This window comes from Paraburkholderia sediminicola, from assembly GCF_046026895.1.
In the GTDB taxonomy this organism is placed as follows: Bacteria; Pseudomonadota; Gammaproteobacteria; order Burkholderiales; family Burkholderiaceae; genus Paraburkholderia; species Paraburkholderia sediminicola_C.
The window spans coordinates 1-12,431 of the sequence record NZ_JAQQEU010000063.1; the positions used below are offsets into that span (position 1 = coordinate 1).

The 12,431-nt window shown below is 62.9% G+C and carries 12 protein-coding genes; 7 read left to right on the forward strand and 5 right to left on the reverse strand.

The genetic code is table 11. From position 1 onward, the window contains the following. A partial coding sequence (locus PQR02_RS30400; RefSeq protein ID WP_408240365.1) for a Gfo/Idh/MocA family protein occupies positions 1–1,196 on the reverse strand: 1,196 nt, incomplete at its 3' end. Then, positions 1,193–1,780, reverse strand: a complete 588-nt coding sequence (locus PQR02_RS30405) for a MarR family winged helix-turn-helix transcriptional regulator (protein ID WP_408240368.1) — start codon at positions 1,778–1,780, stop codon at positions 1,193–1,195. The genes PQR02_RS30405 and PQR02_RS30400, both read right to left, overlap by 4 nt. Positions 1,781–2,091: 311 nt before the next feature. Here PQR02_RS30405 and PQR02_RS30410 point away from each other — a divergent pair, with 311 nt between their 5' ends. From PQR02_RS30410 to PQR02_RS30440, 7 genes are all read left to right on the forward strand, one after another. Further along, on the forward strand, positions 2,092–3,360 hold the full coding sequence (locus PQR02_RS30410) for a Rieske 2Fe-2S domain-containing protein (protein WP_408240371.1): 1,269 nt from the start codon (positions 2,092–2,094) through the stop codon (positions 3,358–3,360). Positions 3,361–3,514: 154 nt separating this feature from the next. Next, positions 3,515–5,716 carry a tripartite tricarboxylate transporter permease gene (locus PQR02_RS30415; protein WP_408240374.1) on the forward strand — a complete coding sequence of 734 codons (2,202 nt, stop codon included), beginning with the start codon at positions 3,515–3,517 and terminating at the stop codon, positions 5,714–5,716. Between the two features lie 121 nt (positions 5,717–5,837). Then, positions 5,838–6,953, forward strand: a complete 1,116-nt coding sequence (locus PQR02_RS30420) for a Bug family tripartite tricarboxylate transporter substrate binding protein (RefSeq protein ID WP_408240377.1) — start codon at positions 5,838–5,840, stop codon at positions 6,951–6,953. A 64-nt stretch (positions 6,954–7,017) separates the two neighbouring features. Continuing rightward, the gene (locus PQR02_RS30425) at positions 7,018–7,725 is read left to right on the forward strand and encodes a class II aldolase/adducin family protein (RefSeq protein ID WP_408240380.1); all 708 of its coding nucleotides are present in this window, start codon (positions 7,018–7,020) and stop codon (positions 7,723–7,725) included. A gap of 30 nt (positions 7,726–7,755) precedes the next feature. Then, complete coding sequence (locus PQR02_RS30430; protein ID WP_408240383.1) at positions 7,756–8,745, forward strand: ABC transporter substrate-binding protein; 990 nt, start codon at positions 7,756–7,758, stop codon at positions 8,743–8,745. Between the two features lie 138 nt (positions 8,746–8,883). Next, positions 8,884–9,507 carry a chromate transporter gene (locus PQR02_RS30435; protein WP_408240386.1) on the forward strand — a complete coding sequence of 208 codons (624 nt, stop codon included), beginning with the start codon at positions 8,884–8,886 and terminating at the stop codon, positions 9,505–9,507. After that, a complete protein-coding gene (locus tag PQR02_RS30440; RefSeq protein WP_408240389.1) occupies positions 9,504–10,040 on the forward strand; it encodes a chromate transporter in 537 nt (178 codons plus the stop codon). The genes PQR02_RS30435 and PQR02_RS30440 overlap by 4 nt, the downstream gene beginning before the upstream one ends. 212 nt (positions 10,041–10,252) lie before the next feature. Here PQR02_RS30440 and phbB read toward each other — a convergent pair whose 3' ends face one another. The 3 genes from phbB to PQR02_RS30455 form a co-directional block, all read right to left on the reverse strand. Beyond that, the gene (gene phbB / locus PQR02_RS30445; RefSeq protein ID WP_408240392.1) at positions 10,253–10,996 is read right to left on the reverse strand and encodes an acetoacetyl-CoA reductase; all 744 of its coding nucleotides are present in this window, start codon (positions 10,994–10,996) and stop codon (positions 10,253–10,255) included. A gap of 239 nt (positions 10,997–11,235) precedes the next feature. Next, entirely contained in the window at positions 11,236–11,433 is a 198-nt protein-coding gene (locus tag PQR02_RS30450) for a hypothetical protein (protein WP_408240395.1), read from the reverse strand. Between the two features lie 476 nt (positions 11,434–11,909). Next, the gene (locus PQR02_RS30455; protein ID WP_408240398.1) at positions 11,910–12,176 is read right to left on the reverse strand and encodes a hypothetical protein; all 267 of its coding nucleotides are present in this window, start codon (positions 12,174–12,176) and stop codon (positions 11,910–11,912) included. Positions 12,177–12,431 lie beyond the last annotated feature (255 nt).

Sequence of the window (12,431 nt, forward strand, 5' to 3'; positions counted from 1 at the left end):
CGCGCCCCCCCAAACGCCACCTGATGCTTCAATTCGACATCGCGTCCGCGGATCGACGAAGCAATCGCCGCCTCGCAGACTTCGAGATTCGCGACACCCCAGTGACCGTCGTGCACTGCGGCCACGCGTTGGCAAATCGCGTCATGAAATTCGGCCATCACGCGCGCGCGCGGCGAGGGACTCGCGGGCAGCGGCAGATCGGTGCGGCCCGCATCCGTATAGACGATCAGGCCTTGCGGCGACTGGCGAAGCTCGCCGCGCTCGCAACTGACGATCGTGAGCCCGAAGTGGGGCTGATGCGGCGCGTCGCCGGGAATCGCATGTTTCGCGCGCGCCTGTTTGGCGAGCAATTCCTCTTCGGGCGTGCGCGGGCGCCGCGCGCCGGCCGCTTGCGTGGACGCATCGGCGGCGGGACGTCCCGGGCTCATGAAGCCCCATTCGCCGACGCCTTCGCACAACTCGGTGCTGAAGAAGTGGCCGTAGCCGTTGTAGATCGCCGTGGCAGCGGCGCCATCCGCGAAATCGACGAACACCGTATGCGCGCCAATCGCGCTGCGCTCCGGGTCCCAGTCGAACGTTCTGGCGCGCACGCTGCGCGCGAGGCCGCCGCACAACAGCCGGATGATGTCGAATTGATGCGAGCCCTGCCGCATCGTCACGCCGCCGCCTTGCTGCGTGTCGAGTTCGTCGGCGCGGCGCGGGCGGTAGATCCAGTCGGTGAAGCACCACGTATTGACCATGCGCACGCGGCCCAGCTCGCCACGGTCGATCAGTTCGCGCATCGCATGGATCGGCGCATCGTAGCTATGCGAATGACCGACGAGCAGCACGACGCCGGCGGCATAGGCGGCAGCGGTCATCGCGCGCGCGTCGTCGAGATTCGCGGCCATCGGCTTTTCGACGAGCACATGCTTGCGCGCGCCGCAGGCGAGCAGCACGTGCGCGCGATGCAGCGCGGTCGGCGAGGCGACGTAGATCGCATCGACGTCCGCATGCTCGAGCAGCGCTTCGAGACGTTCATAGGCGGCGACACCGAATTCGTCGACAGCGGCTCGTCGCACTGTTTCGGCGGGATCGACGATCGCCGTCAGCGCGAAGCCGCGATGCGCGTGAATGGCGGGCACGAACGCGCGTCCGGCCGTGCCGAAACCGACGATGCCGATGCGCACGGCGCGCTCGTGTGCCGCGATGCTCATGACGCGTCGCCGTTCAACGCTTCGCCCGGCCAGTTCGCGCTGCCTTTCGATGTACGGCTCGCGGACGTATCGTCGTCGCCGCGGCCTGCCGCGATGTCGTCGCCGGCGAGGTTCTCGATCATCGCGAGCAGCGTGCGGCGAGTGGCGGCAATGTCTTCCGTGGAGATGCCGGCCAGCGCGATGCGGTTCACGTCGACGGCCTTGGGCACGAGCAGCGCGCGCAGGCTCGCGCCTTTCGGGGTCAGGAAAATGCGCACCTGCTTGCGGTTGTCGGGCAGCTTCTGGCGCGTCAGGTATCCAAGCGATTCCATCGTCTTTAGCGCGGAAAAAGTCGTGGGTTCGGCCACGCCCGCCTGTTCACTCAACTGGCGCTGCGTAAGACCGTCGGTTTGCCACAGGATGCGCAGGAACGTCCAATGTCCGTACTGCACCGCATGTTCTCGCAGCCTCGCCTGCAACGAACGCGAGAAGCCGCGCGCGGTGTCTTTCACGAGATGCGCCATCCGTTCTTCGGGCAGTGCTTCGCGCCAGTGGCGCAGCGTGCCCGGCATCGGTTCGCGCGGATTCTTTTCACTTTTGCTCATGCAATCACCTGGGTCGGTGCATGTGCGTGCACATGCGTTTTATAAATTAGGTGGCTAAGTTTATCGTGTCAAGCGTGCAAAGTCAGCAGACGCCTCGCCGCGATTTTTTTGCGCACGCTAAAAGCCACGCCGGATAAGGGCTTGATGGGGTGCCGAAAGGGCCTGCGAAGAGCTCTCGGTGTTTTCCATTATTGAAGCTTAGGTACCTAAGTATGATATTTCTTTCGAAGAGCGCCGCGGCCAACGTCGGAGCGCCGTGCAGCGTCGAATCGATCAACCGGCTTCATTGCAACCCAGGGAATGTGAAGACCATGCTGACCGCAGAACAGAACGAAAGCCTCACGCGAGTAGGTCCCGGAACGCCGATGGGCAATCTGATGCGCCGCTACTGGCAGCCGATCGGCGCCGCGTCGGAGCTGGACAACCGCTGGACCAGACGCGTGCGTCTGCTTGGAGAGGATCTGGTGTTGTTCAGGAATCGCCAGGGCAAGGTGGGCCTGATCGCGGAGCAGTGTCCGCATCGCCGCGCGTCGTTTGCGCACGGCATTCCGACCGAAGACGGCATCCGCTGCCCGTATCACGGCTGGGAGTTCGACGTGCAAGGCAAGTGTCTGAGCCAGCCGAACGAGCCCGACAACTGTGCGTTCCGCGACAAGGTCGCAACGGACGCTTATCCGGTCGAGGAACTCGGCGGCCTGCTGTTCGCGTACATGGGCCCCGAGCCGCGCCCCCTGTTGCCGCGTTTCGACGGTTTCGTCGCGCAAGGCGCGATCCGCATGATGGGCCGCGCGCTGTTGCCGGTGAACTGGCTGCAGATCATGGAGAACTCGCTCGACCCGATTCATACCGAGTGGCTGCATGGTCATCACTACGAGTTCCTGAAAGAGCAGGAAGGCGTGAAGGTCGCGATCAGCGCGAAACACGAAAAGATCGCGTTCAACGAATTCGAGTTCGGCATCACCAAGCATCGGCTGCTCGCCGGGCATTCGGAAGATTCGGACGATTGGCGCATCGGTCATCCGATCGTGTTTCCGAACATGCTGGCGGTCGGCAATGGCGACGAAGCATCGCGCTACTACTCGTTCCAGATCCGCGTGCCCGTCGACGACGAGCACACGCTGCACCTCTGGTACAACGCGTACATGCCGCCGCTGGGCGCCGACGTGCCGAAGCATCTGACCGACAAGGTGCACGTGTATGACGTGCCGTTCAAAGACGAGCACGGCGAATTCATCGTCGATAACGTCGACGGGCAGGACATGATGGCGTGGGTCACGCAGGGCGCGATCGCCGATCGCACGCGCGAGAACCTCGGCTCCACCGACCAGGGCATCGCGATCTACCGGCGCGTTCTGCGCCGCGAAATGAAGAAGGTCGAGCAGGGCCAGGACCCGATGGGCATCGTTCGCGATCCCGCGCGCAACGTGTGCATCGATCTGCCGAACGAGCGCAAGAAACATCACAACAGCGACGGCTTCGCGAGCTTCATGCTGCGCACGCACGCGAAGTATTCGCCGATCGCGCAGGACGTCGTGCGGCTATTCGATGGGCAGCGCACGGAGGAAGAGACAACGCAGTAACGCGCGTCATCGCAGTGTGCGGGTGACGCGGCAATGGACCGCCGCGTATCGCGTACGGTCACGAGCAGCAGGCAGGCCTGAACAGAAGTCCGGCGGCACAGCCGGACACGAACCGGAGACACCCCATGGATACGAGCGGTTCAGTGGCGCAAGGTTGGTTCTGCGGGAGGGCTTCCTGATGGGCGCCGCGGCGATTCATGCACTATCGCTGGTACTCGACCCGCTGCGGCTCGCGATCATGCTGGGCGGCGTCGTGCTCGGGCTGGCGCTCGGTGTCGTGCCGGGGCTTGGCGGAATCGTCGGACTCGCGCTGCTGATTCCGTTCACCTATCACCTCGACGGCTATACCGCGTTCGCGCTGCTGCTCGGCATGGCCGCCGTGACGACGGTGTCGGACTTCATTCCCGCGGTGCTGTTCGGCGTGCCGGGTACGGTCGGCGCGGCGGCCACCGTGCTCGACGGTCATCCGCTCGCGAGGCGCGGCGAAGCGAAACGTGCGTTCGGCGCGGGCTATGCGTCGTCGCTCGCGGGTGGGATTTTCGGCGCGTTGCTGCTGGCGGTCGCGATTCCTGTGCTGCGTATCGTCGTGCTCTATATCGGCTCGGCCGAGCTGCTCGCGTTGTGCATCTTCGGTCTGTCGATGGTGGCCGTGCTGAGCGGCAAGGCGCCGATCAAGGGGCTGGCCGTCGCGTCGTTCGGGCTGATGCTGTCGCTGATCGGCTCCGATCCGCAGACGGGCACGCTGCGCTGGACGTTCGGCTCGCTGTATCTGTGGGACCACCTGCCGCTCGTGCCGGTCACGCTCGGTATTTTCGCGTTGCCCGAACTGGCCGAGATGGCGATCGAGCGTTCGAGTATTTCGCGCGCAGACGGCGCAATCGCGGGCAAGCCGAGCACGCAGTGGGACGGCGTACGCGACGCGGCGCGCCACTGGTGGCTGATTCTGCGTTGCAGCGGTTTGGGCGCGCTGCTTGGCGCGGTGCCCGGAATCGGCTCGGCGGTGATCGACTGGATGGCGTACGGTCACGCGATTCGCACCGAGAAGAACCCCGAAAATTTCGGCAAGGGCGACATCCGCGGGGTCATCGCTTCCGAGAGTTCGAACAACGCGAAAGAAGGCGGCCATCTGATTCCGACCATCGCGTTCGGCATGCCGGCGGGTGCATCGATGGCGTTGCTGCTGAGCGCTTTCATCATGCACGGCTTTACGCCGGGCCCCGAAATGCTGACCAGGCATCTCGACGTCACCTACGCGATCATCTGGACGCTGACGATCTCGCACGTGATGGGCGCAATCATCTGCCTGTCGGGCAGCGGACTGTTCTCGCGGCTCGCGACGGTGCGCGTCGGCGTGCTGATCCCGCTCGTGCTCGGCATTATCTTTCTCGGCGCGTTCAACGCCAGCCAGAGCTGGGGCGATCTGTGCTCGATGGTGCTGTTCGGTTTCATCGGCTGGGTGATGCGGCGGCTGAACTGGCCGCGTCCGCCGCTGATTCTCGGCCTCGTGCTCGGCAGCATCTTCGAGCGCTATTACTTCATTTCGAACGAGATCTACGGCATCCATCTGTTCACGCGCCCGATCGTCGTCGTGGTGTTGCTCGCCGCGCTGTGGGTCGTGCTTGGACCGTCGATCAAGGGTCTGCGCCATGCCGCAAAACAGGGGCGGCTGGCGTCGGGCGCGCGGTTTCGCATCAGGCGTCTCGATCATCAGTCGCTGTTCACGATCGTATTGATCTGCACGGTGATCGCGGCAATCTGGACCGCGTCCGACTGGGCCTTCGGCGCGAAGCTGATGCCGATGACGGCCGCCTGCGCCGCGCTGTTCTTCTCGTGCCTCGTGCTGATCGAGCAGGTGGTCGCACGCGATGTGTCGAGGGGCGGGCGGGAGTTCGTGCCGAACGTGGTGCCGGCTGCGGCGGTGGGCGCGATGGGCGTCGAGGCGCACGCCGTGCCGACTGCACCGTCTGCATCCGCGAACGCGCCCGCATTGACGCGGATGGGATCGTCGGCGGCGGACCCGGCGCAGGCGCGCTTCGCATCGTCAGCAGGCGAGCCTGAAATCGAATCGGCGTTACCCGTCGCGACGGTTCGCGCGCGCGGCTTCCGGTTCTTCCTTGCGATTGGCGGCGCGCTCGCGCTGGCGTCGCTGGTCGGTCTCCTGCCGGCGCTGCTGGTGATGATGCTGCTGCTCGCACGCTTCGAATTCGGCGAGCGCTGGCGCATTGCGATCGTGCTTTCGGTTTCGATGACCGTCGCACTGTGGCTCGTGTTCGACCTGATCTTCTCGACGCCGTGGCCGCCCTCGCTGCTCGGCGATCTGGTGCCGCAGCTGCGGGCGATGGGGGGGCTCGTATGACACGCGAGGTGGCGAACGTCTCGTTGGCCTCGCGGGTCGACGGCATACGGTTCAACAGAAACACACCAGTGCCTGCAAAGCGCGTGCGCCGAAGCCGGCCGATACTGAAGGAGACAATCCGATGAAACGCTTCTCGCGGCAGCACCTCCGATCCCGGCCATCGCGCGCTCCGGCCGCTGCGGACATGAAGACCACGCGCGCCGCACTGTTGCGCCGCGCACGCGCGGCGGCATTCGCGTTCGTCGCTGCCGCATGCTATCTGCCCCCGAGCGGCTACGCGGCGGACAATCTCGGAAGCTTTTACAGCGGCCGCAACGTCAACCTGACGATCGGCTATTCGGTCGGCGGCGGCTACGACACATATGCGCGCCTGCTCGGCAAATACATCGGCAACTATCTGCCCGGCAAGCCGACGATCACGCCGCAGAGCATGCCGGGTGCGGGCAGCCTGAAGGCCATCAACTATCTGTACAGCGTCGCGCCGAAAGACGGTACGACATTCGGCACGTTCGGCCGCACCATGCCGGAAGAGCCGCTTCTCGGCGACGCGAATTTCGATGCCCGCAAGCTGACGTGGCTCGGCAGCATCACGAGCGACGTGAGCCTGTGCATTACGTGGAATACGTCGCAGATCAAGACGTTTCAGGACCTCGTCCACAAGGAATCGCGCATGGGCGGTCAGGGCGCGGGCTCCGATCCCGACGTAATGGCCTCGACGATCAGGACGCTGTTCAATTCGAAGCTGAAGATCGTCACGGGCTACCCAGGCAGCAACGAAACGGCGCTCGCGATGGAACGCGGCGAGATCGACGGCGAATGCGGCGTGTCGTGGAGCACGATCCAGGTGCGTCATCCCGACTGGATCCGCGACAAGAAGATCAACATTCTCGTGCAGGTCGCGCTCGAAAAGCATCCTGATCTGCCGAACGTGCCGCTTCTGATCGATCTCGCACCCGATGACGAGACGCGTCAGGTGCTCAAGGTGATCGTCGCGAGTCAGGCGTTCGCGCGCCCGTTCGCGGCGCCTCCGGGACTGCCGCCGGAGCGCGCGGCTGCATTGCGCAGCGCGTTTGCGCAGACGATGAAAGACCCCGCGTTTCTCGCCGAAGCGAAGCGGCTCGGACTCGAAGTGCGGCCCGTGCCGCCCGAGCGTATCGATCAGCTGCTCGACGAACTCTATAAAACACCGCCCGCGCTGCTCGCCAAGGCGAAGGCAGCCGTGGGGGGCCGCTTCTGACCACCGGGCGGCCGCGCTCGACGAGCGTGGCCGCCGTCACTCCTGAAAGGCGCAAGAGCACACCATGAACGCAGACGAAGCCAAGCAGAAACTGATCGACGCCGGCCGCATTCTCGAAGCGGAAGGACAGGGCGACCTGACGCGCGGACACGTATCGGTCCGCGTGCCGGGCGACCCGGACCACTTTTTCATGAAGCCCCATAGTCATGGGTTCGACGAGATCACGCCGGAGAACATCGTCGTGTGCAATCTCGACGGCGAGAAGGTGGGCGGCGCAGGCCGGCGCCATAGCGAAGTCTTCATTCATTCGGAGATCTTCAAGGCGCGGCCCGATGTGATGAGCGTGATTCATTCGCACCCGACGCACGCCGTTGCGCTGTCCGCGACGGGACAGCCGCTGAAAATGATCAGCCAGCCGAGCTGCCATTTCGCCGATGGGGTGCCGTACTACACCGACACGATGAACCTGATCCGCACGCAGGACATGGGCGCGGGTGTCGCGCGCGCGCTTGGATCCAGCAAGGCGGTGTTGATGCGCAATCACGGCGTGGCGGTGACGGGGCGCTCGATCGACGAGGCGGTCGTGCTTGCGCTGCTGCTCGAAGACGCCTGCAAGATCCAGTTGATGACCGAGGCCGCGGGCGGCGTCGGCGAATGTTTCTCCGACGAAGATATCCAGCGCCTGCACGACACGGTCACGCGCCCCGAACAGTTCTCCGTGAACTTCGAATTTCTGCGCCGCAAGGTGCAACGCAGCCTCGCTGCATGCTGATTTTTTTACTGCCATCCAGGTTACCTGAATATGAACGGAAAACTCAATCTCTCGATCGCCACCGGCGACTACGACCGCACACGCCCTCTCATTTCAGGGCAGGTGCAGATCGACGGTGTCGATCCTGTTTTCATGACGCTGTCGCCGGAAGAGATGTTCTTTCGCGCGTTCCGTAACGAGGAATTCGATATCAGCGAACTCTCTTTCTCCAGCTATACGGTGAAGCACGCGGAAGGCACGTGTCCGTATATCGCCGTGCCGGTGTTCCTGTCGCGCGCGTTCCGTCATACGTCGATATATGTGCGCACGGATCGCATCAAGCGTCCGGAAGATCTGAAGGGTAAGCGCATCGGCATTCCCGAGTATCAGCTGACGGCGAATGTCTGGGCGCGCGCGGTGCTGCAGGACGATTTCGGCGTGAGGCCGGAAGACGTGACGTGGGTGCGCGGCGGTATCGACGAGCCGGGGCGGCCCGAGAAGATCAAGCTGCAGTTGCCGTCGGATGTGCGCCTCGAAGCCGCGCCCGAAGGCGACACGATCTCCGCGATGCTGGATCGCGGTGACATCGATGCGTTCATGGCGCCGCGGCCGCCTTCGTGCGCGGGCAAGAATCCACATGTCGGCTGGCTCTTTCCCGATCCGACCGAAGCCGCGAAGGACTATTACCGGCGCACCAACGTCTATCCGATCATGCACGTGGTCGGCATTCGCAAGACGCTCGCGCAGGCGCATCCGTGGCTGCCCGTGGCCGTGCTGAAGGCGTTCGAGGAGTCCAAGCGCATCGCGCTCGACAAACTTTCGGATACGTCGGCGACGAAAGTGACGCTGCCGTTCGTCGAGGAACAGTTGAAGGCCGCGCGTGAGCTGCTCGGCGACGATCATTGGCCGTACGGCATTGCGCCGAACCGCACGACGCTCGAGACTTTCCTGCGGCATCACCATTCGCAGGGTCTGTCGAAGCGTCTGTTGACGGTTGAGGAGATCTTCCATCCGGCGACGTACGAGACCGCGAAGATCTGAGCGCGAGTCCATAGCGTTGCATGAGATGGCGGGCGGCGGCGTTGCGTTCAGGCGCACGCCGTCGCTTCTTGCGTTGGCATGCCGCGTGATGGATTTTTGCCAACCATTTAGCGGATTTGCTTCGGGCGGGACCGATTTATGAGTGCTCCACCAGTCGACCAGATGAACGGTCCCGTCATCGAGCGGCCTGCCGCGCGCATGCGGCCGACGTCCGGCGCGCTCTTCACTGCGTTCTTTCTTATCGGGCTCACCGGTTTCGGCGGCGTACTGCCGTGGGCAAGACGGATGCTCGTCGAGAAGCGCGGCTGGCTGAGCGATCGCGAATTCACGGAACTGTTGCCGCTCGCGCAGTTGCTGCCCGGCCCCAACGTGTCGAACATCGCGACGATTCTGGGGCGGCAGTTCTACGGTGCAATGGGCGCGGCGCTTGCCGTTGGCGGTCTCTATCTGGCGCCGACGATCGTCACGATCGCGCTCGGGTATGCGTACGCCCGCTGGGGCAATGCGGCGATCACGATACGGCTGTTCGCGGGCTTGATGCCGGTCGCAACGGGGCTCGTGATCGCGACGGTGCTCAAGCTGATCGTCAGTCTGCCGCGCGACGTTCGCAACCTCGCGCTGGTACTCGCGACGTTCCTCGCGATCGGCGTGTTCAAGCTGCCATTGCTGCTGGTGCTGGCGGTTCTCGGTCCCGTCGGCGCATGGCAGATGTATCGCGCGGCGAGTCGCGCGCCGCGTGCGGACGATGGAGCAGGCCAATGAACGAACTGTGGGCGACACTCGCCGACCTCGCGGTGCATAACGCCGTGTGGTCGCTGCTTGCGGTGGGCGGGATGAACGCGACGCTCGCGGACATACAACGATACGCGGTCGACACGCGTCACTGGGTGACCGCCCAGCAGTTCGTCACATTCTTCTCGATCACGCAGGCCGCGCCCGGACCGAACGGCATGGCCGTCGCGCTGATCGGCTTTCAGGCAGCGGGACTCGCGGGCGCGCTCGTGACCACCGTGGCGAAGATCGTGCCGTCGGCGCTCGTCGCGTATTTCGTCAGCGACTGGGTCGAGCAGCGCAATCACTCGCGCATCGTGACAGCGATCCGGCGCGGGTTGGCGCCCGTGACGGTTGGTCTGTTGACGTCGGCGGCGTATGTGTTCGCGCGCGAAACGGATGTGAACATGATTCGCGTATTGGCGACGCTCGTTACCGTTGTCGTTGTCAGTTGGACCCGCGTCAACCCCATCTGGCTAGTGATGCTCGGTGGTGTGGTGGGTGTTGTTGGGGTTATGCGGTAGGGCCTGTGTACACTCCGTTGTCGTACTGCCGGGAGCGCCGTTTCTCTTCCGCTTGCAACTCGTCGCACAGGCCCGTTAGCCCCACCCAATGACCTACTTGCCATCGGGTTGGGCACCCCTGCAACCACTCGGTCTGATCAAGGAGGATCAGACCGCGTTGGGTCAATTTCTGGCGGAGTTGCTCGATAGTCTCCGTGGCTGATCTCTGCGGTTCATTGCAGGTGTTGGCCTCCGTTGATCGCAATGTTGGCTCCAGTCACGAAGCCCGCTTCGGGCGAGCACAGGTACAGCACGAGTGCGGCGACTTCGTCGGGCTGTCCAAGCCGGCCGACCGGAATCTGCGGAATGATCTTCGCCTCGCGGATTTCCTCGGGCACCGCCATCACCATCTTCGTCGCGATATAGCCCGGAGAGATCGTGTTGACGGTGACGCCTTTCTTCGCCACCTCAAGCGCCAGCGATTTCGTGAAGCCATGCACGCCGGCCTTCGCCGCGGCATAGTTGGTCTGACCGAACCCGCCCTTGGAGCCGATGATCGACGACACGTTGATGATGCGGCCCCAGCCACGCTCTACCATGCTGTCGCACACCGGCTTCGTCATGTTGAACACCGAATCGAGGTTGGTCCGGATGACCGCGTCCCAATTGACCTTGTCGAGCTTTTTGAAGCTGGCGTCGCGCGTAATGCCGGCGTTGTTGATCAGGATGTCGACCGGTCCGACTTCAGCGCTGATTCGCGCCATGCATTTTTCGCAGGAGTCGTAGTCGGCGACGTCGACCGCGTATGCACGGAATCGTCGACCCTGTGCTTCCATCCGTGCGAGCCACTCGTTCGCACCGGTGTTGCTCGGCGAACAGGTGACCACGACCACATACCCGGCATCGTGCAGCTTGATACTGATCGCTTCGCCAAGGCCGCCCATTCCACCCGTCACCACCGCGTTCTGCTTTGCCATCGAATCGTCCTCGCAAAAGCTGGCGTCATGCTCATCTTGAGCAATATGGCCTTCAATCAAGAAGTGGATGTGCTGAAAACTGGAACCCCTTGCCCATAAGGAATCCTTCATACAAGGGAAAACGCATGGGAGGCATCGCTGCCCACGTCAGTCCTATCGCTTCGCGCCCTCCGCTATGGGAGCCGGCGCGGGATCGCTTCGCTCGCCCTTTGACGCCGGGAGGTGGGCTCCGCAGATGTCTAGCGCATCCGGGCGACGGCCTTGAGAATGGAATCGCCGTCGCTTGTGACATGAGGACGTGAGCGTCCTGACGTCAGGTTTTCCCGTGAGATGAGTTGCCGCTCGAACAGCGTGTCGAGTTCGGCCCGGCCTAGATCAATCTGATCCGGCGCGGACTTGATGAGCATTAAGGTGGCGAATTCATGGGGACTCAGCATATTGTCTCCTCGATTTAGTCTGTCTGTGGGGGAAGTATTGGCTATCCTCTCCAGCGCGTATACCCGGAAAATATTCCTGCCGGTTCCGTAAAGCGATCATGCGAGAAATCGAATCACGGAGACGCCATCATAACGGCTCAATTTTCGAATGCAATATGTGGAATGCCTTTATTGATCTCGTCTTTTTGTCTGCTGAATAGCTTTGTAACACGTGGCTGCGCGGTACCGCTCATAACGCAAATGAGTACGCCAGCGGGAGCCCGGCTGGCAGGGGCAATGAACCATATGAACTACAGCCAGGTTTGAATAGACCGCTTAAATAATGGTGCAATTCATTCGACCAAATTTGATTGAGTTCATATTTGAATAGTGTATTTAAAGGTCGGCGTTTTCCTGGGAAGGCGGCTAACTCCAGGTCAAAATTGCGAAATATTTATTACAGCACGCATGAATTTTTCGAGTCTTCTGAATTTCAATCAGCGCAAGGACTCGACAACCGTCACATCTGTGCCGCTGTCGTACGAGGTCGTGCCGGGTCGATCTAGCGATCGTGCGGCGACGGATGCTGAACAAACGCGCGATACGCGATCCCACAACGGATTTCCTGACCGACTGCTCAACGTTGCCGGTTCCGAGCCCCCCATTGACGGCATTTTTATGCGCCAGGCCAGATCTTTTTCGGCGCCTTGATGCTTCATTTGTTGAAATGAAAGCGTGCAAACGATATCAAAGGGCAGTGACATGTTACGTTTGCTGATTCCGGTCGTCCATTGTGAAGGTGCGCCGAAGGCCGCGCGCCCTGGAGCCTTGCGCCTGCCGCAGAAGCGCGCGATGCGGTGCGCGTTGAAACAGACGTGCGCAATCCATGACGGCTCGGGCGTCCCCTATCACCGGACACGCGTATTCGGCCCGGTGAGAGAGACGATCGCAGCGCGCGCCGCTGCGAAACAATCGGACGTCGTGATAGCGGACGCACGGCAACGGAGATGCTGTTGGCG